General features: G+C 65.2%; 18 protein-coding genes. 8 read left to right on the forward strand and 10 right to left on the reverse strand.

All coding sequences use genetic code 11. The features are described from left to right. The first annotated feature begins 34 nt into the window (after positions 1 to 34). Together FJW07_RS11985 and FJW07_RS11990 are read left to right on the forward strand one after the other, a co-directional pair. The gene (locus FJW07_RS11985) at positions 35 to 1516 is read left to right on the forward strand and encodes an esterase-like activity of phytase family protein (protein WP_140856585.1); all 1482 of its coding nucleotides are present in this window, start codon (positions 35 to 37) and stop codon (positions 1514 to 1516) included. 102 nt (positions 1517 to 1618) lie between these two features. Beyond that, positions 1619 to 3085, forward strand: a complete 1467-nt coding sequence (locus FJW07_RS11990) for an MATE family efflux transporter (protein WP_140655030.1) — start codon at positions 1619 to 1621, stop codon at positions 3083 to 3085. 7 nt (positions 3086 to 3092) lie between these two features. On the opposite strand, the gene FJW07_RS11995 is transcribed toward FJW07_RS11990, so the two are convergent. After that, positions 3093 to 4301, reverse strand: a complete 1209-nt coding sequence (locus FJW07_RS11995; protein WP_140856587.1) for an MFS transporter — start codon at positions 4299 to 4301, stop codon at positions 3093 to 3095. Between the two features lie 138 nt (positions 4302 to 4439). On the opposite strand from FJW07_RS11995, the gene FJW07_RS12000 reads away from it, so the two are divergent. Next, positions 4440 to 5015: a TMEM175 family protein gene (locus FJW07_RS12000; RefSeq protein WP_140644099.1), complete on the forward strand. Its 576-nt coding sequence runs from the start codon at positions 4440 to 4442 to the stop codon at positions 5013 to 5015. 3 nt (positions 5016 to 5018) lie between these two features. Here the strand turns inward: FJW07_RS12000 and FJW07_RS12005 are convergent, their stop codons facing one another. Then, positions 5019 to 5300 (reverse strand): hypothetical protein, encoded by a 282-nt coding sequence (locus FJW07_RS12005; RefSeq protein ID WP_140644096.1) that lies wholly within the window; start codon positions 5298 to 5300, stop codon positions 5019 to 5021. Between the two features lie 198 nt (positions 5301 to 5498). On the opposite strand from FJW07_RS12005, the gene FJW07_RS12010 reads away from it, so the two are divergent. After that, a complete protein-coding gene (locus tag FJW07_RS12010) occupies positions 5499 to 6365 on the forward strand; it encodes an SDR family NAD(P)-dependent oxidoreductase (protein WP_140856589.1) in 867 nt (288 codons plus the stop codon). Positions 6366 to 6468: 103 nt separating this feature from the next. Here FJW07_RS12010 and FJW07_RS12015 read toward each other — a convergent pair whose 3' ends face one another. The 3 genes from FJW07_RS12015 to FJW07_RS12025 form a co-directional block, all read right to left on the reverse strand. Next, positions 6469 to 6900, reverse strand: coding sequence for a low affinity iron permease family protein (locus tag FJW07_RS12015; RefSeq protein ID WP_181182615.1), 432 nt, complete (start codon positions 6898 to 6900; stop codon positions 6469 to 6471). Positions 6901 to 7234: 334 nt separating this feature from the next. Then, positions 7235 to 7876, reverse strand: coding sequence for a DapH/DapD/GlmU-related protein (locus FJW07_RS12020; RefSeq protein ID WP_140856591.1), 642 nt, complete (start codon positions 7874 to 7876; stop codon positions 7235 to 7237). Between the two features lie 69 nt (positions 7877 to 7945). After that, entirely contained in the window at positions 7946 to 8374 is a 429-nt protein-coding gene (locus tag FJW07_RS12025) for a CreA family protein (protein ID WP_140644341.1), read from the reverse strand. A 232-nt stretch (positions 8375 to 8606) separates the two neighbouring features. On the opposite strand from FJW07_RS12025, the gene FJW07_RS12030 reads away from it, so the two are divergent. The 3 genes from FJW07_RS12030 (at position 8607) to FJW07_RS12040 (ending at position 12007) form a co-directional block, all read left to right on the forward strand. Beyond that, a complete protein-coding gene (locus FJW07_RS12030) occupies positions 8607 to 9191 on the forward strand; it encodes an SCO family protein (RefSeq protein WP_140644089.1) in 585 nt (194 codons plus the stop codon). After that, positions 9191 to 10063, forward strand: coding sequence for a 50S ribosomal protein L11 methyltransferase (locus FJW07_RS12035; RefSeq protein WP_140856719.1), 873 nt, complete (start codon positions 9191 to 9193; stop codon positions 10061 to 10063). Before FJW07_RS12030 ends, FJW07_RS12035 begins: the two co-directional genes overlap by 1 nt. A gap of 99 nt (positions 10064 to 10162) precedes the next feature. Then, positions 10163 to 12007, forward strand: a complete 1845-nt coding sequence (locus tag FJW07_RS12040; protein ID WP_140856593.1) for an aminopeptidase P family protein — start codon at positions 10163 to 10165, stop codon at positions 12005 to 12007. A gap of 125 nt (positions 12008 to 12132) precedes the next feature. On the opposite strand, the gene FJW07_RS12045 is transcribed toward FJW07_RS12040, so the two are convergent. Together FJW07_RS12045 and FJW07_RS12050 are read right to left on the reverse strand one after the other, a co-directional pair. Next, entirely contained in the window at positions 12133 to 12429 is a 297-nt protein-coding gene (locus FJW07_RS12045; RefSeq protein WP_140806929.1) for an AzlD family protein, read from the reverse strand. After that, positions 12426 to 13154 (reverse strand): AzlC family ABC transporter permease, encoded by a 729-nt coding sequence (locus FJW07_RS12050; RefSeq protein ID WP_140856595.1) that lies wholly within the window; start codon positions 13152 to 13154, stop codon positions 12426 to 12428. The genes FJW07_RS12045 and FJW07_RS12050 overlap by 4 nt, the downstream gene beginning before the upstream one ends. A gap of 369 nt (positions 13155 to 13523) precedes the next feature. On the opposite strand from FJW07_RS12050, the gene FJW07_RS12055 reads away from it, so the two are divergent. Then, on the forward strand, positions 13524 to 14282 hold the full coding sequence (locus FJW07_RS12055) for an SDR family oxidoreductase (RefSeq protein WP_140856597.1): 759 nt from the start codon (positions 13524 to 13526) through the stop codon (positions 14280 to 14282). Between the two features lie 26 nt (positions 14283 to 14308). On the opposite strand, the gene FJW07_RS12060 is transcribed toward FJW07_RS12055, so the two are convergent. The 3 genes from FJW07_RS12060 to recN form a co-directional block, all read right to left on the reverse strand. Beyond that, complete coding sequence (locus tag FJW07_RS12060) at positions 14309 to 15001, reverse strand: TIGR02453 family protein (protein ID WP_140856599.1); 693 nt, start codon at positions 14999 to 15001, stop codon at positions 14309 to 14311. Beyond that, positions 15001 to 17208 carry an NAD-dependent DNA ligase LigA gene (ligA, locus tag FJW07_RS12065; protein ID WP_140856601.1) on the reverse strand — a complete coding sequence of 736 codons (2208 nt, stop codon included), beginning with the start codon at positions 17206 to 17208 and terminating at the stop codon, positions 15001 to 15003. Before ligA ends, FJW07_RS12060 begins: the two co-directional genes overlap by 1 nt. Before the next feature lie 132 nt (positions 17209 to 17340). Further along, positions 17341 to 19014 carry a DNA repair protein RecN gene (recN, locus tag FJW07_RS12070; RefSeq protein ID WP_140856603.1) on the reverse strand — a complete coding sequence of 558 codons (1674 nt, stop codon included), beginning with the start codon at positions 19012 to 19014 and terminating at the stop codon, positions 17341 to 17343. Positions 19015 to 19020: the final 6 nt, after the last annotated feature.

Consider the following 19020-nt stretch of genomic DNA (forward strand, 5'->3'; position numbering starts at 1 on the left):
CACTGGCCGCTCTGCTCGTCAAAAGGGGATATCGATGAAACACCTTAACCGAACCGTCGCGCTCGGCGCGGCGCTTGCCCTGTTCACCGCCCTCACCCCGGCGCTCGCCGATGGCGTCGCCTATGTCAACAAGGGGCTGGTCGGCATCGGCCGCATCCCGGCCAGCCAGAAGGACAAGTTCGGCGAGACCTTCGGTTCAGGGTCCGGCATGGCGATCGACACCAAGTCCTGGGCGCGTGACGGCGCCGGCTACAAGGGCTCGCTCTGGCTGCTGCCGGACCGCGGTTACAATGTCGTCGGCACCACCGATTATCGCCCGCGCCTCAACACCATCTCGATCGAGCTGGCCCCGACTGCCCCCGGCGCGGCGCCCGCCGCCGGACAGGAACAGTCTGGCGTGAAAGCGACGCTCGCCGACACGATGCTGTTGACCGACGACAAGGGCGCCGACGCCACCGGCCTCGATCCGTTGAACGGCGTGCGCGAAGCCGCCGGCGACATGCCGATCCTGCCGCAGGCCGACAACGGCAAGCTGGCGTTGGATAACGAAGCGATCGCACGGCTGGCGGACGGCACGATGTTCATCTCCGACGAATATGGCCCCAACATCTACCGTTTTTCGGCCGACGGCCACCTGATGTCGGCGACGCAACCGCCCGCGGCCCTTGTGCCGATGCGCCACGGCAAGCCGAATTTCGCTTCCGACAACCCCGGCCTGGGCGCCGCCGAGCCCGATCCGAAGGACCCGGAGACCGGCCGCCAGAACAACCAGGGGCTCGAAGGCATGTCGATGACGCCCGACGGCAAGTTCCTGATCGCCGTGCTGCAGTCGGCGGCCCGCCAGGACGGCGGCGATTCCGGCTCGACCCGCCAGAACACCCGCGCGCTGGTCTATGATGCTTCCGACCTCGCCCACCTCAAGCTGGCGCACGAATATGTCGTGCCGCTGCCGGTGTTCAAGGATGCCAAAGGCAAGACCAAGGTGGCCGCGCAGAGCGAGATCGTCGCGCTCTCCGACAAGAGCTTCCTGATGCTGGCGCGCGACTCGGGCAACGGCCAGGGTCTCAAGGGCGACGAGTCGCTCTATCGCAAGATCGAGATCGTCGACCTTTCCGCCGCCACCGATACCGCCAACGGTCCGTTCGACCCGGCCGACAAGCCGGTCGCGCCGAAGGGCGTGCTCGACCCGTCGGTGACGCCGGCCAAGCTTACCTCGTTCATCGACATCAACGACAAGGGCGAGCTCGGCCGCTTCGGCCTGCACAATGGCGCTCCGAACGACAAGGACAACCTTTCGGAGAAGTGGGAGGCGATGTCGCTGGTCTCCGTGCTCGATCCAAAGCTGCCCGACGACTATTTCCTGTTCGTCGCCAACGACAACGACTTCCTCACTCAGGACGGCTTCCAGGTCGGCGCTTCGTACAAGGCCGAGGATGGAGCCGACGTCGACACCACCTTCCTCGTCTATCAGGTGACGCTCCCCGGCCTGTCTGGGAACACTGTCGCCGGCCAGTAGGCGCTGACGGGCGATTGCCCGTCATCCCACTGATCCTGAAAAGGATGCATGACCATCAGGCCTGCGATACCATCGCGGGCCTGATTCATTTTCGGTGCTGCCATGGATGACAAGAAGCCCACCCGCCGGCGGACCGGCGACCTGACCAGCGGCCCCATTCCGCGCACGCTGCTTCTGTTCGCCCTGCCGGTGCTGGGCTCCAACGTGCTGCAGTCGCTGAACGGCTCGATCAATGCCGTCTGGGTGGGGCGCTTCCTTGGCGAGGCGGCGCTGACGGCGACATCCAACGCCAATCTGGTGCTGTTCCTGATCCTTGGCACGGTGTTCGGTATCGGCATGGCGGCGACCATTCTGGTCGCGCAGTCCGTCGGCGCCCGCGATCTGCCGGAAGCCAAGCGCATCGTCGGCACCAGCGCCACCTTCTTCTTCCTGGTTTCCGTGGTGTTCGCGGTCTGCGGCTGGGTCTGGGTCGACGCCATCCTCACCGGGCTCGGCACGCCGGCGGATGCCTTGCCGCTGGCGCGCGCCTACCTGCGCATCATCTTTGTCGCCGTGCCGATGATGAACCTTTTGTCCTTCGTCATGACCGTGCTGCGTGGCGCCGGCGATTCGCGCACGCCGTTTGTCTTCATGGCGCTGGCGGTCGTGCTCGACGTCGTGCTCAATCCCCTGCTGATCCGCGGCATCGGCCCCTTCCCCGAGCTCGGCATCGCCGGCTCGGCGACTTCCACGCTCATAGGCCAGACGGTCAGCGTGATCGCCATCCTGATCGTGCTCTATGCCCGCAAACACCCGCTGCGGCTGGCGGGCGCCGATCTCGCCTTGCTCAGGCCCGACCCGGCCCTGCTGCGCATCGTCGTCTTCAAGGGCATCCCGATGGGCCTGCAGATGATCGTCATCTCGGCCGCGGCATTGACCGTGATGGGCATCGTCAATTCCTACGGCTCGCAGGTCGCCGCCGCTTACGGCATCGCAGCCCAACTCTGGACCTATATCCAGATGCCGGCTCTGGCGATCGGCGCCGCTGTCTCCTCGATGGCGGCGCAGAATGTCGGCGCCGGGCGCTGGGACCGCATCGGCAAGGTCGCGGCGTCCGGCGTCGGCTTCAACCTGGTGCTGACCGGCGCGCTGGTGGCGCTGCTTTTCGTCTTCGACCGCGCGGTGCTCAGCCTATTCCTCAGCAACGACAGCGCCGCGATCGACATCGCCGCCCACATCAACAGGATAGCGTCCTGGTCGTTCATCCTGTTCGGCATCACGATCGTGCTGTTCGCCACGGTGCGCGCCACCGGCGCCGTCATGCCGCCGCTCATCATCCTGATCATCTCGGTGTTGATCATTCGCACCGGCTTTGCCTATTCCATGCGCAGCGTCATCGGTCAGGAGGCGCTGTGGTGGAGCTTTCCGGCGGGCTCGATCGCTTCGCTGGTGCTGGCCGCCGCCTATTATCGCTTCGGCCGCTGGCGCACGATGCATATGATCGAGGATCGGCCGGCGGCGGGCGAGCCGCCCGACACCGGCCTTGGCGTGCCCCGCCAACGCGCGCAGCTCCTGCCGGAGACCGAATAGCCAAGACCTACCGTGCGTATCTGACGCCAAAGCCGAGCGCGACCAGCGAGAAGACGATGATCATGCCGGCAAAGGCCAGGCTTGCCACGGTGGCGCTCGCCAGGCTGGACAGGATGCCGATGCCGATCACCGGCAGCGCGTTGCCGCAGAAGCAGCAGATGAAGAAGGCCGACACCACCTCGGCGCGGCGGTCGGCCGGCGCGATCTGATTGACCACTTGCAGGCCGCCACGATAGCCTAGCGCCGCCGCCACGCCGCAGACCGCCGTCGCGGCGATCATGAGCGCCATCGAGGCGTAGACCTGCGCCGCCACGATCAGCGCCACGGCGGGGATCATCAGCGCCAGCGCCGCGAGCATGGTGGAGCGGCTGGAGAACCAGGCGGTGCCGACGATGGTGATGGCCGCCACGCTCGACAGCTCGAAGAAAAGCCCGCCGGCTTCGGCATGATTGGTCACGTGCAGCTGCTGCGCGAGAATGCTCGGCGCCAGCGCGGCATAGAAGCCGACCAGCGCCATGGCGCCGAAACCGGTCACCGCCGGCGCCACGAACTGCGCGCGGATACCGTCAGGCACCGAAAGCCGCGGCCGCAGCGGGACGTCGGAGAACCGTCCAGGCCTGGAGACGGTTTCCCGCGTGCGCCAGATCAGCAGGGTGACGAGCCCAAGCAGGACGAGATAGACGGCAAACGTCAGCCTGAGCGGCCATGGCGCGTATTGGGCGAGCACCCCCGCCACGAGCGCGCCGGCCCCGAGGCCGACAAAGTTGGTGCTGGTGGCGATGACGGCGGCGCGCGACTTGTCCTTGCCTTCGATCAGTTCGGCCAGCCACGCGGTGCCGGCGCCTGCGCCGACGCCGATGCCGAGCCCGCTCAGGATGCGGGCGATGTCGAGCCAGGCGAGGTCTTCGGCGAAGAGGAACGACAACGCGCTGACCACCGCAACAGCCATCGCGGCAAGTGCGGCGGGGCGGCGGCCGACGGCATCCGAGAGACGGCCGAAAAACAGCAGCGCCGCCAGATTGCCGACCACATAGACGGCATAGACCAGCGTCAGCGTGATCTGCGAAAAGCCGAATTCCTGCTTGTAGATCACGTAGAGCGGGGTCAGCGCGGTGCTGCCGGCAAAGAGCGCGGCGATCATGGCGGCGACGGCGGCCTTTGCGGCGGCCCCGTCAAGTTCATTCTCACGCGTCATGGTTTGAGCGTCGCTGGCCATCGGCACCTCCGGCGTTGCAAGCCCAACGCCTATGCAATGACGGCTGTTCCGGTTGCCGAACGCCCTCCTGACAATTCTGGCAGGATGGTCAGGCGCAAAATCCTCTCGTAACGTCCGTCAGCCACCGAGGGAGGAATCATGGGCAAGGGACGGGTCGAGGCATTTACCGATGGCGTCGTCGCCATCATCATCACCATCATGGTGCTGGACCTGAAAGTGCCGCACGGCGAGGATTTTTCAACACTTCTGCCGCAGTGGCCGATCTTCTTCTGCTACGTGCTCTCCTTCATCAATGTCGGCATCTACTGGAACAACCTGCACAACATGTTCCACACCGTGCAGCGCGTCGACGGACGCGTGCTATGGGCCAATCTCAACCTTCTGTTCTGGCTGTCGCTGATCCCGGTGACCACGGCGTTCATGGGAGAGAACCATTTCGCGGCTGCGCCGGTCGCCGTTTATGGCATCGACCTCGCGCTCTGCGCCGTCGCCTACACCATCCTGGTCATCAAACTTCGCCATCTGCATGGCGCCGACACGACCTTCGCCAAGGCCGTCGGCCACGACAAAAAAGGCAAGATCTCGCTGGCGCTCTATATCGTTGCCGTGCTGCTAAGCTTCTTCAACCAGTGGATCAGCGTGGCGATCTATGTGCTGGTGGCGACCGTCTGGTTCGCGCCGGACAAGCGCTTCGAGCGGTTGGTGGAGAAATAACGGCTATTTCCGCATCACTTTCAGCTTTTCCGCCACAGAGGCGGCAAGATCGGCATAGCGTTCCTCCAGCCTTTCTGCCGCCTTGATGATCGGGAAGTCATGGCCGAACTTCTCCAGCGCCAGCCGCAGCTTTTCGGCGAAATCCGCCTGCTTCTCCAGCGCCGCGAACAGCGTTTTCACCTGCGCCTCGCTGATGTCGGGATTGGCGAGCATCTTCGGCACCTCGCGACCCATCTGATCGCCGTTGACGGTTTGCTCTTTCAGGATTCCGATCCAGTCGGTCAAATGCCGAACTCCTTTTTGGGACACCATGCGCGGCGGGCGCCGCCATGGTCAACCCGTTGCGGCCATCGCCGTCAACCCGTTGCGGCTGTTGCCGTCAACCCGTTGCGGCTGTTGTTGCGGTCACATGCGGGACGAACCGGGCTTGCCTCGGCGACGTCCGGCGTTAAGTTCGGCCCGACCCTCATAAGGATGGAAACCATGACCAGCGACGCCCAGATCCAGATCGCCCTGCCCGCTTTCGCTTCCGGCAACGTCGCCGTCATCACTGGCGGCGCCAGCGGCATCGGCCTTGCCGCCGCAAAACGGTTCGCGGCGATGGGCATGAAGGTGGTGCTGGCCGATATCGGCGGCGTGCGCCTCGATCAGGCAAGAGAGGCGGTCGCGGCGATCGCCGGCGACGACGCCGTGCTCCCAATCCCCACCGACGTCTCCAGGGCGGAGGAGGTAGACCGGTTGGCGGATCTCGCCAACGGCGCCTTCGGCGCGGTGTCGGTGCTGATGAACAATGCCGGCGTCGGCAACAATCCGGGCAAGCCCTGGGAGAACCGCGACGCCTGGAAGCGGCTGCTCGACATCAATTTCTGGGGTGTCGTGCATGGCGTCGAGGCCTTCGCGCCGCGCATGCTCGCGGCGGGCAGGCCGGGCACGATCATCAACACCGGGTCGAAGCAAGGCATCACCACGCCACCCGGCAACCTCGCCTACAACGTCTCCAAGGCCGGCGTGAAGACTTTTACCGAAGGGCTGGCGCACGCGCTGCGCAACGAGCCGGGAGCCAAGGTGTCGGCGCATCTGCTGATCCCCGGCTTCACCTATACCGGCCTGACCGAAGGCGCGACGGAAAAGCCCGCCGGCGCCTGGACCGGCGAGCAGGTGATCGACTTCATGCTGGCATCGCTGATGGACGGCGACTTCTACATCCTGTGCCCAGACAACGAGGTGGCGCGGCCGACGGATGAAAAGCGCATGGCCTGGGCGATCGGCGACATCATCGAGAACCGCCCTGCTCTGTCGCGCTGGCATCCCGATCACAAGGACGCCTTCGCGGCCTTCATGGGCCGCTAAGCAATTCCAGGAAAAGTGCGTAGCGGTTTTCCGTCCGGAATTGCGCAAAAGCAAATATTTAGAGCGGTTCGACGTTTCTGCGAAACGCTCTAGCCGACCAGGCTCAGGCGGCTGCTTTCTTCTTGGAACCAGCCTTGCCCGCCACAGCCTTCTTCGCCGCCATCTCGGCAATCTTGCGGTCGTGCCGCTTGGCCGCCGCTTCGCATTTGTCGCGGATCTCCTCGACCTCCGATTCCGTCAGATGCTCGATGCCGATGAAGTGGTTCTGGGCGCGGCCGACCCGGATCAGCTCGTCGAGCTTGGCCTGGATCGCCGCGCCGTCACGGTTCTGCGTGTTCTGGATCAGGAATACCATCAGGAAGGTGATGATGGTGGTGCCGGTGTTGATGACCAGTTGCCAGGTGTCCGAAAAGCCGAACAGCGGGCCGGTTGCCGCCCAGACCACCACGATCAACACGCAGACGGCGAAAGTCGGCGGCATGCCGGCGAGATGTGCCACCCAATTGGCAACCCTTGTGAATAGTTTCTCTATCATCTGGATCCCACAACAGGCCGCATCGGCGCGGCGCTCACAGGAAACAGACAGCCGCGGCTTCCGGTTCCAAGTCGTTGGATTTTCTCGCATGCGTGCGTCCACAATCGGCTGCACGCGAAAGGCGCGAACAGGGGAAAACACACCTTATTTGTTTGTTTGCGATAGTGCCGGAGCAGGCCGAAAGCCTGTTCCTTCCGCTTCACGGCGGTTTACCTCCAGCCCCTTCCGCTGCGCCACCCCCGCATGGCGGAAGGGGCAACTATTCCCGAGAGCGAAGCGTAATACCCAAGTAGCGCCCCTCAGCGTCCTCTGGCGCTCCGCCGCTGGTTCGCCTTTAGAGGGTGCCGTCTTCCCAACGGTCGAGAAAGGCCTCGATCGGCACGGCCTGCATGTCGGGGATTGCGCTCGCCAGTTTCTCGGGCGTCCAGTCCCACCAGGCGAGCGCCTCGATGCGCGCCGCGACGGCGGCCGGGAACCGCTGGCGCAGCGGCTTGGCCGGAACGCCGGCGACGATCGTGTAAGGCGCGACGTCATGCGTCACCACGGCATTGGCGCCGATGACGGCGCCGTTGCCGATCGCGACGCCCGGCATGATGACCGCGCCGTGACCGATCCAGACATCATGGCCGATGCTCACCGATTTTGCCTGGCGCCGCGCGCGGAATTCGGTGTCAACACCCAGCCAGCGGAAATATTCGTTGGGGCGGTAGCTGACCTTGTGCTGCGTCAGCCGCTCGATCGGATGCTCGAGCGCGTTGATGCGGCTGTTGGCGGCGATCGAGCAGAACTTGCCGATCGTCGTGTAGATCGCCTCGGAATGGCGTTCGAAATAGGAAAAGTCGCCGACGCTCACTTCGCGCAGGATCACCCGCTCGCCGATCGAGGCATAGCGGCCGAGCTTGCACGCCTTCAACTCCGCGGTCGGATGGATGCGCGGCTCGGGATCCTTGAGGACGAGGTTTTCAGGGCGGTCCATGACGCGGCTTTACGCCGGCAGGGACGCTCCCGCAAGCGCGGCCTGTCCTCGGCGAGGCCTATCGGGACGCTATTGCGGCTTGCCCTTGGTCCAGACCACGTTCTGGCCGTAAAGCGGCACGGTCGTGACCGACATCTTCGCCGAGCCGTTCTGCACCTGGCGCGAATGCGACAGATAGATCAGAGTCTCGTTCTTCTTGTCGTAGATGCGGTTCACCACCTGCTTCTTCCAGATCAGGCTGAGGCCCTGCTTGAACACCTCTTCGCCGCCCTCGCTCATGTCGATGTCGCCGATGGTGATCGGCCCGGTCTGGCGGCAGGAGATCGAGGAATCGGAAGGATCCTCGAACCAGTTGCCCTTATGCAGCCGGTCGATGATGCTGCGGTCGAAATAGGCGACATGGCAGGTGACGCCGTCGACCTTCGGGTCCTTGATCGCGTCGATCATGATGTCGTTGCCGATCCAGTCGACGCCGACTTTACCCACTTCGTCAGCCATGGCCGCGCTGGCGCTCAGGGCAAGACAGGCAGCGAACAAGCCGATCAATTTTCGCAAGGAGGCCTCCTCGGTTCGGTTTTTGCCGATGTCAGGTGGGGCAGGATCGTGGCGTTTACAAGCCGATCGGCCTGTCCGGCCGCTTGCGGCAACGCGACATCTTTGCGCGCCCGGCGCCGACCCGCTAAGACTGTCGCCGAACCTGGCTTCCAGCCAAAGCAATGGACATTCACTGATGATGCGTTCAATCCTGGTCGGCATTCTCGTCCTGATGGCGGCGGGTATCGGCTGGCTGACATTCGACTGGTACCGGGGCCATTATGGCGGCGAGCCCTTTGGCGCGCCCTTCACGCTGGTCGACCAGAAAGGCGCGCCGATCACCGAAGCGGCGTTCAGAGGGCACCCGAGCGTCGTGTTCTTCGGCTTCACCCATTGCCCGGAAGTCTGCCCGACGACCCTGTTCGAGCTGGCCGGCTGGCTGAAGACGATGGGCGACAGCGGCAAGAACCTCAACGCCTATTTCGTCACCGTCGATCCGGAGCGTGACACGCCGCAGACGATGAACACCTATGTCAGCAACTTCTCCGACCGCATCACCGGCATCACCGGCGATCCGGACAAAGTGCATGCCATGGCCAAGGCCTTCGGCATCTACTGGAAGAAGGTCGACACAGGCGACGGCGACTACACGATGGACCATACGGCTTCGGTGCTGCTGCTCAACGCCAAGGGCGATTTCGCCGGCACCATCGCCTATGGCGAGAGCGCCGACACCGCTGTCGCCAAGCTGAAGCGCCTGGCAGCGGGCGGGCAAACATGATGAGCCAGATCCGGCTCCATCTCACTGCCAACAAGGTCGAGGCCGACCGCATCTTCGCGGCGCTCGACGCCGCTTTCGAGGATGACGGCCTGCCGATCGCCGTGCTGGAGCTCGACGAGGACAACGACATCCACGAAGTGTCGCTCTATGCCGATGGCGACGTCGATCCCGTCGAAGCGCGGGTCAAGGATCTCCTCGCCGGTCTCGGACTGCCGAAGCCCGTCGCGCGCGAGGTCCTTCCCGACGTGGACTGGGTGTCGCGCTCGCTGGAAGGCTTGAAGCCGGTGTGCGCCGGCCGCTTCCTGGTCCACGGCTCGCACGACCGCGCCAAGCGCCACGCCGGCGACCTCGCCATCGAGATCGAGGCCGGCCTTGCCTTCGGCACCGGCCATCACGGCACCACCGCCGGCTGCCTCGAAATGCTGGAGCAGGTGGTGCTGCGCGAGCGGCCGCGCAACGCGCTCGACCTCGGCACCGGCAGCGCGGTGCTCGCCATCGCGCTCGCCAAGCTCGCGCATATCCCGGTGCTGGCGACCGACATCGATCCGGTCGCCATCCGCGTCGCCGCCGCCAATGCCCGCCTCAACCATGTCAAGGCGCTGGTCGAGACGGTGACGGCGGCCGGCTTCCACAATCCGATCTTCGCCAGGCGCGCGCCTTTCGACCTCATCGTCGCCAACATCCTGGCCCGGCCGCTGATGCGGCTGGCGCCGGAGATGGCCAAGCACATCAGGCTCGGCGGTTCGCTGGTGCTCTCCGGCATCCTCGACCGGCAGCGCGACGCGGTGATCTCGGCCTATGTCGGCCAAGCCTTCCGCCACGTCCGCACGCTACATCGCGAGGGCTGGGTGACCATCCACCTCAAGCGCTGAGCCTGGCAAAATCCAGCCTGTCTGGCCCTGCCGAAATCGATTCCGGTTTGAGGGTCTATGCGCTACGCTCTCGGCTCGCATTCGAGGGAGACGCCAAAAATGTTCCAGACCTTTGATTCCGCTGGCGATCCGGCCGTCGGCAAGCCGCGCGTGGCGCTGCTGCGGCGATGGCTGTCCGAGAACGGCCTCGACGGCTTCATTGTCCCCCGCGCCGACGAGCATCAGGGCGAATATGTCGCCGACCGTTCGGCGCGGCTGAAATGGCTGACCGGTTTTTCCGGTTCGGCCGGTGTCGCCATAATCCTGCGCGACCGCGCCTTCATCTTCGTCGACGGCCGCTACACGCTGCAGGTGCGCAACGAGGTCGACCTTTCGATCTTCACCATCGAGAGCCTCATCGACAATCCGCCGGCCGCCTGGATCAAGGACAATCTCGGCAAGGGCGCGAGGCTCGGCTTCGACCCCTGGCTGCATACGATCGGCGAGATCAAGGCGCTGAAGGCATCAGCCGAGCAGTCCGGCGCTACTCTGGTGCCGCTCGACAAGAATCCCATCGACATCATCTGGAAGGACCAGCCGGAGCCGCCGCGCGCGCCTGTCGAGATCCATCCACAAAACCTCGCCGGCGAGCTCGCCAAGGACAAGCTGGCTCGGCTGGCGGGCGCGATCGGAAAGGACGGCGCCACCCACGCAGTGCTGACCGATCCCTCTTCGATAGCCTGGGCCTTCAACATCCGTGGCGGCGACGTGCCGCATACGCCGCTGGCACTCGGCTTCGCCATCCTGGCCGCCGACGGCAAGCATCAGATCTTCATGGACCAGCGTAAATTCCCACGCCAGGTCGCGGCCTACCTCACGCAGTTGGCTGACCTGCACGATCCAGGCGAATTCGAAGCCGCGATCATCGAGCTCGCCAAGGCCGGCGCGAAAATCGCGCTCGATCCCGTGCTGGCGGCGGACAAGCTGAGGATGCTGGTCGAGGACAATGGCGGCACCGTCGTGTTGGCCGCCGACCCGGCGCGCATACCGCGTGCCACCAAGAGCCAGGCCGAGATCGCCGGCAGCCGCGCCGCGCATCGCCGCGACGGCGCCGCGGTCGCCAAGCTGCTCTGCTGGCTGGATCGCCAGAAGCCCGGCTCGCTGGACGAAATCGCCGTCGTCACCAAGCTCGAGGAAGTGCGCCGCCAGACCGGCGAGGAAACGCAGATGCCGCTGCGCGACGTCTCCTTCGACACGATTTCCGGCGCCGGCCCGAACGGCGCGATCATGCATTACCGCGTCTCGCGCGCCACCAGCCGCAAGCTTGAAAGCGGCGAACTGTTCCTGCTCGATTCCGGCGGCCAGTATCAGGACGGCACCACCGACATCACCCGCACCGTGCCGATCGGCCAGCCGACCGAGGAGATGCGCGAACGCTTCACCCTCGTGCTGAAGGGCATGATCGGCATCTCGACGTTGCGTTTCCCTGCCGGCACCCGTGGCTCGGAGATCGACGCCGTCGCCCGCGTGGCGCTGTGGAAGCATGGCTGCGACTTCGCCCACGGCACCGGCCACGGCGTCGGCTCCTACCTTGCCGTGCATGAAGGGCCGCAGCGCATCGCCCGCACCGGCACCGAGAAATTGCTGGCCGGCATGATGCTGTCCAACGAGCCGGGCTATTACAAGGAAGGCGCCTACGGCATCCGCATCGAGAACCTGATCCTGGTGACGCCTGCGGAGCAGATCGAAGGCGGCGACACCGCCATGCACGGCTTCGAGACGCTGACCCTGGCGCCGATCGACAAGCGGCTCATCCGCAGCGACCTGCTGCATCGGGACGAGCTGCAATGGCTCGACCGGTATCACGCCTGGGTTCTGGCCGAGATCGGCCCGATGGTCGACGGCGAAACGCTGGCCTGGCTGGAAAAAGCCACCGCGCCGCTGCCGCACGACGCGAAGATTTGAGAACAGCCTCTTTCTCCCCCGTTCACGGGAAGAAATGCCCGGTTCACCCTCCGTAGCTGCGACGCAGCTGCTGCGGAGGACGGGCAGGGCAATGAGGGGTGGCGCCAGCCACTGAGGATGGAAAGCTATCCGACGAACTGGCGCGCCAGGATCAACACCGCCGCGCCGGCCAAAAACATCGCCATCAGGCCGCCGCGCAGCGATACCAGCACGGTGACGATCAGCGCCGCCCATTCGGCCGGTCCGGCATGCAGCAGTTCCGGCGCGACGAGCGTCGTCAGCACCGCCGCCGGCACGGCGTTGAGCCCGGCCTCGACGCGCGGATGGATGGTCTCGAAGCGCGAGATGACAAGATGGCCGCCGACACGGGTCAGATAGGTGGCGACGGCGCCGGCGAGGATGATCCAGAAGGTCGTGCTCATGGCCGCTTGCCCACGCCGCTGTGGTGTGGCGGCAGGATCACCGCCAGGAGGACGCCGGCGACCGCGCCGATCGAGACATGCCAGGGCGAGCCGACGGTTCTGTAGGCGATGATCGAGGCGACGACGCTGGCGGCGACGACGGGTGCCCAGAGTGGCCGCTTGCGGAAGCCAAGCACTAGGCCGAGGAAATAGATCGGCAGCAGGAAATCGATGCCCAGCGCATGCGTATCCGGGATCATCTTGCCGAACACAGCACCCAAGCCGCTTTCGATCACCCAGAACACGTAGACCGGCAGGCCGAGACCCAGATACCAGACGAAACCGACGGGACGGCCGGACTCGGCCCTTGCCTCCGCGATGGCATATTGCGGGTCGGTCAGCATGAAGTAGCCGAGCGCCTGCCGCAGCACGGGCCAATGCGCGATACGCCTGCCGATGCCGGCCGAATAGAGCACATGGCGGAAATTCACCGCGAAGATCGACAGCACGATCAGCCATGGCGCGACATGCTGGCCGAACAATTCGATGCCGACCATCTGGCTGGCGCCGCCATAGATCATGGCGCTCATCAGAAAGGCTTCGAGCACGGAGAAACCATTGTCGACGGCGATCGCGCCGAACAGGATCGCGAACGGCGCCGAGGCGACGACGACCGGCATCGACAATCGCACGCCGTCCCAGAAATCGCCGCCGGTCCTGCCCCCGGAGATTGCTTCCGCCGCCATCAGCCGCTCCTTAAGCATGTCGCCCAGAAGTGCGCAGCGGTTCTGGGACAACGACATGCATCAACCAAAGACTTAACGCGCGTCGCCTGAATCCGCTCAACGAGACGCGCTTTAAGAGCGGCCTCATTTAGGGAGCGTCGCCTTGCTTGTCACACCAATTCGCTTGACCCAGCGATCAGCGGAACTGATCGCTGGCGTTGCAAAGCGTTGGAAGTTCTCCACGCCTCAGCTGCCGAAATAGCGCTGCCATTCGAAGTCGGTGACGTGCGACGCCTGCCAAGGGATTTTTTGTCCGCCCCTATTGTCGAACGATCGCGCCCTGGCGCAGAGATAGTATCGGGCCTTGCAGCAAAAACCGAGGGGAAATGAATGGTCGTCTATGATTTCACCGGCAGGCATGCGGTCGTCACCGGAGCGGGCGGCGGCATGGGCGAAGCGATCGCGCTGGCGCTGCTCGATGCCGGCGCCTCCGTCACCGCCATCGATATCAAGCCACGCCCAGCCTCGCTTGCCGCCTATGACGACAGGTTGACCTTCGCGCAGGGTGATTTGACCGACGCCGCTTTCGTCGAACAGGTCATCGGCACCGCCGGCCGCGAGCGCGGCGGCATCGACTATCTCGCCAATGTCGCCGGTGTGCTGTGGTTCGGCCGCGACAAGTCTGCGCTCGATATGGACCTCGATGTCTGGGACCAGGTCTTCAACATCAATTTGAAATCCTTCGTGCACACCGCACGCGCCGTCGTTCCTTACATGCGTTCCGGCGGCCGCGGCGGCGCCATGGTGCATTTCTCCACCATCCAGTGGTATCGCGGCGACCCGAACCCGCAGGACGCCTATCAGGCCTCGAAGGCCGGCGTGTGCGCGCTGTCCAAGTCGCTCGCCATGCAGCTTGCCGGCGAACGCATCCGCTCGAACGCGATATGCCCCGGCATGGCGCTGACGCCGCTGCAGGCGCGCTGGGACACCGAGGAGAAGCGCGCCGCCGTGGCGAGCTATGCGCCGCTCGGCCGCATCGGCACGCCGCAGGACATGGCAAACGCGGCGCTGTTCCTGTTCTCGGATGCCGCGAGCTACATCACGGGTATCGAACTCGCCGTCGACGGCGGCCTGCTGATGCGGATGTAAACCCTGACGGCCGCCGGACGACGGCGTCAAGCCGCCACGGCCGTGCCCTGGATCGCCCTGCCCCAGTCGAGCAGCGGCCTGGCGCCAAGCGTGAAATCGACGAGATCGTCGACCAGCGCCGGCGAATGGATCGTCGACGGATCGATGTCGTGCCGGACGACGAAATGCCGGTTGCGCACCGCCTGGGCGAGATCCTCGTCGCCGACATCCTCGAAACCGCGCGGCGCGCGCTTCAGGCGGTCTTCAGCATCGAGTGCCAGGCCGGCCTTCTCGAGCGACGAGACCATGCCGCGGAACGCGGCCGGCTTGGTCACGATCGCCTTGCGCATCGCCTGCAGCAGCTCGGGCGCCGGCTGCCACCAGGCCACACCGGCAAAGCAGCGCTCCAGCCCGATATGCACATAGAAGACCCCTTGCGACATCTTGCTGCCGTCGGGCGAGAGGATCGCCGACAGGTGCCGGTTGTAGGGCCGCTTGTCCTTTGCGAAGCGCACGTCGCGATTGATGCGGAAGAGCGATTTCTTGCGGTCGCCGCGCAGACCGAGCTTGGCCGCCTCGAATCGCTCGCTGAGCGCCTCGACCAAATCGCAGAACGGCCCGTGCAGCTCGCTGTCGAAGAGTTCGCGGTTTTCCTGGAACCACTCGCGGCTCTGGTGGAAGTCGAGCGCCTTGAAGAACGGAATGGCCTTCTGCCCAAAACCCTTGAACGCGCCAGTCATCAGCCGGCCCTACCGATGCGCTGCAGCCAGGTATCCTCGTCGATCACCTCGATGCCGAGGTCGCTCGCAGTTTTCAGCTTCGAGCCGGCGCCCGGACCCGCCACCACCAGGTCGGTCTTGGCGGAAACCGAGCCCGCGACCTTGGCGCCGAGCCGCTCCGCCATCGCCTTGGCTTCGGATCGCGTCATCTTTTCCAGCGAGCCGGTGAACACCACCGTCTTGCCGGAGACTTCGCTGCCGGCCGAGATTTCCATGACGTAGGGTTTCGGATGAACCTGCGCGAGCAAGGCATCCAGCACATCGTCATTGCGCTCATTGCCGAAGAAGTCGCGCAACGCGTTGATCACCGTGTCGCCGATGCCGTTGATCGACGGGAAGACGGTGTGCGGATCCTCCGCCTTCGCCGTCTCCTTGCCGACGCGGATCAATTCCTCGATGGTCGAGAACTGGCGGGCAAGCACGGCCGCGGTCGTCTCGCCGATATGGCGGATGCCGAGCGCGAAGATGAAGCGGTCGAGCTCCGGCTCGCGGCGCGCGTCGATGGCCGAAAACAGCTTGTCGAGGCCTTCATAGTTGCGCTCCTCGACGCTGCGCACATTCTTGCGCGTCTTGCCCGAGGCTTCCTCGCGCAGCCGAGCCTGCTCCTCGCGCCGCTCGGCCAGCGCCTTGGTGACGGCCGGGCGGCGATCCTTCAGCGTGAAGATGTCGGCGGCCGTCTTCACCAGCCCCGAATTGAAGAAGAGGTCGATGTTTTCCGCGCCCAAGCCCTCGATATCGAGCGCGCCGCGCGACACGAAGTGGCGCAGCCTCTCCACGGCCTGCGCGGCGCAGATCAGCTCGCCGGTGCAGCGCCGCCGCGAATCCTCCTTGCCCGTCTTCTCGTTGATCTCGCGCGTCGCCGGCGAGCCGCAGACCGGGCAGGTATGCGGGAATTCATAAGGCACCGCGCCGGCCGGCCGCTTGTCGATGACGACGCTGACGATCTGCGGGATGACGTCGCCTGCCCGCTGGATGACCACCGTGTCGCCGTTGCGCACGTCGATACCGTCGCGGATCGGCTGGCCGTTGCTGTCGAAACCCTTGATGTAGTCTTCGTTGTGCAGCGTGACGTTCTCGACCACCACGCCGCCGACTGTGACCGGCGCCAGCCGCGCCACCGGCGCCAGCGTGCCGGTACGGCCGACCTGGATGTCGATCTTCTCGACCGTCGTCATCGCCTGCTCGGCCGGGAATTTGTGGGCGACCGCCCAGCGCGGCTCGCCGGTGACGAAACCCCAGCGGCGTTGCAGCTCCAACTGGTCGACCTTGTAGACGACGCCATCGATGTCGTAGCCCAACGAGGAGCGCTGCTCCTCGATGCGATGGTAGTGCGCGATGAGTTCGTCGATCGACTTCGCCCGCACCATCAGCGGGCTGACCTTGAACCCCCACTCGGCGAATTTCTGCACCGAATCGTACTGGGTGGGAGCCGGATCCGCCGTCGTATAGCCCCAGGCATAGGCGAAGAATTTCAGATTGCGGCTGGCGGTGACCGACGGGTCCTTCTGGCGGAGCGATCCGGCAGCCGTATTGCGCGGATTGACGTAATCTTGGCCGCCGACGGCCGCCGAGCGCTGCTTCAGCGCCTCGAATTCGGCATAGGTCATGTAGACTTCGCCGCGGATTTCGATCGTCTCCGGCCAGCCCGACCCCTTCAGCGTCTTCGGGATGTCGGCAATCGTCTTCAGATTGGCGGTGATGTCCTCGCCGACGGCGCCGTCGCCACGCGTCGCGCCCTGCACGAACACGCCGTTCTCGTAACGCAGTGAAGCCGACAGCCCGTCGATCTTCGGCTCGGCGGTGAAGGCGATATCGAGATCCTTGTCGCGGTCGAAGAAACGCCGGCCGCGCTCGATGAAATCGGCAACGTCCTGGTCGGTATAGGCCTTGGCGAGGCTGAGCATCGGCACCGCGTGCCGCACCTTGGTAAAGCCCTCCGCGGGCGCGGCGCCAACCCGCAGCGACGGCGAATCCTCACGTATCAGGCCAGGAAAATGCTCTTCAAGAGCGAGGTTGCGCCGCCGCAGCGTGTCATATTCGGCATCGGTGATCGTCGGTGCATCCTCGGCATGATAGCGCCGGTCATGTTCGGCGATCTCCGCCGCCAGCCGCTTCAGCTCCTCCGCGGCCTCGCCTTCGGTCAGCGATTCGACTGGTTTTTCCGACATGCATTGATCCCTGGATTGTGGCGCGCCACTATAAATCAGGATTCGCTGCGAGGGAGTCGGGTTGCGAAGAAATCATTGCTGAACAGCGGGATGCAGCCATCTGCTGACTCAGCCTGCCAGCGTCCAGAAATCTTAAGCCGCGGCGGTATTCTCGCGCAGCAACCGCTCCGCGGCGGCGCGGGCCTCGTCGGTGATGGTGGCGCCGGCCAGCATGCGCGCGATTTCTTCCTGGCGCGCGGCGCGGTCCATTTCGACAATACCGGTGGCCACACGCTCCTTGCCGCCGGATTTCGAGATCAGGAAATGCGTCGCGGCGCGTGCCGCGACCTGCGGCGCATGTGTGACCGAAAGCACCTGCACCCGCTTCGACAACCGCGCCAGCCGCTGGCCGATGGCGTCGGCCACCGCGCCGCCGACACCGGTATCGATTTCGTCGAACACCAGGGTCGGCGCCGAGCCGCGATCGGCAAGCGCCACCTTCAGTGCCAAAAGGAAGCGCGAGAGCTCGCCGCCCGAGGCGACTTTCATCATCGGCCCCGGCCGGGTGCCTGGATTGGTCCGCACCCAGAATTCGACCTGGTCGATGCCTTCTTCCATGCGGCTTTCGGCATCGCTTCCCATCTCAACGATGAACTCGGCCCGCTCGAGCTTGAGCGCCGGCAGTTCCGCCATCACCGCCTTGGTCAGTCCCCCAGCCGCCGCATGGCGCAGCGACGAAAGCTGCGCCGCGGAAATATCGTAGGCCTCGCGCGCCGCGGCGGCCTGCTTGGCCAGCGCGTGCAGCCGTTCCTCGCCGGCATCGAGATCGGCAAGATCGGCCACCATCGTGTCGCGCAGTTGCGCCAGATCGTCGACCGCGACACTGTGCTTGCGAGAGGCGGCGCGCAGCGCAAACAGACGCTCTTCCGCCTTCTCCAGACGCTGCGGATCATATTCGGTGGCACGAAGCGCTGCTTCCACGCCAGACTGCGCGGCGTCGAGCGAGATCATCGCTTCATCGAGCGATTTGACCACATCGTCGAGCAGGCCGGGCGCTTCGCTGGACTTGCGCTGCAGTCGCCGCAACAGGCTGGCGAGCTGCGGCAAGGGCGAGGACGGCCCCGACAGCACATCCTGCGCATCATGGATTTCGGTGGCGATCTTTTCGACGCGCATCATCGTCGCGCGCAATTCCGCAAGCTCCGTTTCTTCGCCCGGCTGCGGGTCGAGCTTTGCGAGCTCGGCGACGGAAGCGCGCAGATAATCGGCCTCGCGCGCCGCCGCCTCGACCTTGGCACGATGCCGCGAAAGCTCCTGCTCGCAGTTTCGCCAGTACCGCCAGGCTTCGCCCGTGCCGCGCACGGCGCCCAGATGGCCGCCGAAACTGTCCAGCAATTCACGATGCGCGCCGGGATCGACCAGCGCCCGCTCATCATGCTGGCCGTGGATCTCAACCAGCGCGCGGCCGACATCGCGCATCAGGGTGACGCTGGAGGGCTGGTCGTTGACGAAGACGCGGGTGCGGCCATCGGCCGTCTGCACGCGGCGCAGGATGATGTCGCCATCGTCCTCGATATCGTTTCCGGCGAGCAACGCGCGTGCCGGATGGTTGCGCGGCACGTCGAACACGGCGATGACCTGGCCTTGCGCGGCGCCATGGCGGACGAGCGAGGCATCGCCGCGGGCGCCAAGCGCCAGCGACAACGCATCGAGCAGGATGGATTTGCCGGCGCCGGTTTCGCCGGTCAGCACCGAAAGCCCAGGCAGGAAGTCGATATCCAGCTTCTCGATCAGGACGATATCGCGGATCGACAGTCTGGACAGCATCGCAAG

Source organism: Mesorhizobium sp. B3-1-9, from assembly GCF_006439595.1.
GTDB lineage: Bacteria > Pseudomonadota > Alphaproteobacteria > Rhizobiales > Rhizobiaceae > Mesorhizobium.

Bases quoted from the DNA above. Each gene is read 5' to 3' on its own strand.
- FJW07_RS12045 (WP_140806929.1), bottom strand. From the start codon at position 12,429: ATGAGCACGACCTTCTGGATCATCCTCGCCGGCGCCGTCGCCACCTAT.
- FJW07_RS12010 (WP_140856589.1), top strand. From the start codon at position 5,499: ATGACCAGCGACGCCCAGATCCAGATCGCCCTGCCCGCTTTCGCTTCC.
- FJW07_RS12035 (WP_140856719.1), top strand. From the start codon at position 9,191: ATGAGCCAGATCCGGCTCCATCTCACTGCCAACAAGGTCGAGGCCGAC.
- FJW07_RS12055 (WP_140856597.1), top strand. From the start codon at position 13,524: ATGGTCGTCTATGATTTCACCGGCAGGCATGCGGTCGTCACCGGAGCG.
- FJW07_RS12015 (WP_181182615.1), bottom strand. From the start codon at position 6,900: ATGATAGAGAAACTATTCACAAGGGTTGCCAATTGGGTGGCACATCTC.
- FJW07_RS11995 (WP_140856587.1), bottom strand. From the start codon at position 4,301: ATGGCCAGCGACGCTCAAACCATGACGCGTGAGAATGAACTTGACGGG.
- FJW07_RS12020 (WP_140856591.1), bottom strand. From the start codon at position 7,876: ATGGACCGCCCTGAAAACCTCGTCCTCAAGGATCCCGAGCCGCGCATC.
- recN (WP_140856603.1), bottom strand. From the start codon at position 19,014: ATGCTGTCCAGACTGTCGATCCGCGATATCGTCCTGATCGAGAAGCTG.
- ligA (WP_140856601.1), bottom strand. From the start codon at position 17,208: ATGTCGGAAAAACCAGTCGAATCGCTGACCGAAGGCGAGGCCGCGGAG.
- FJW07_RS12000 (WP_140644099.1), top strand. From the start codon at position 4,440: ATGGGCAAGGGACGGGTCGAGGCATTTACCGATGGCGTCGTCGCCATC.
- FJW07_RS12025 (WP_140644341.1), bottom strand. From the start codon at position 8,374: ATGGCTGACGAAGTGGGTAAAGTCGGCGTCGACTGGATCGGCAACGAC.
- FJW07_RS12060 (WP_140856599.1), bottom strand. From the start codon at position 15,001: ATGACTGGCGCGTTCAAGGGTTTTGGGCAGAAGGCCATTCCGTTCTTC.
- FJW07_RS12040 (WP_140856593.1), top strand. From the start codon at position 10,163: ATGTTCCAGACCTTTGATTCCGCTGGCGATCCGGCCGTCGGCAAGCCG.
- FJW07_RS11985 (WP_140856585.1), top strand. From the start codon at position 35: ATGAAACACCTTAACCGAACCGTCGCGCTCGGCGCGGCGCTTGCCCTG.
- FJW07_RS12050 (WP_140856595.1), bottom strand. From the start codon at position 13,154: ATGGCGGCGGAAGCAATCTCCGGGGGCAGGACCGGCGGCGATTTCTGG.
- FJW07_RS12030 (WP_140644089.1), top strand. From the start codon at position 8,607: ATGATGCGTTCAATCCTGGTCGGCATTCTCGTCCTGATGGCGGCGGGT.
- FJW07_RS11990 (WP_140655030.1), top strand. From the start codon at position 1,619: ATGGATGACAAGAAGCCCACCCGCCGGCGGACCGGCGACCTGACCAGC.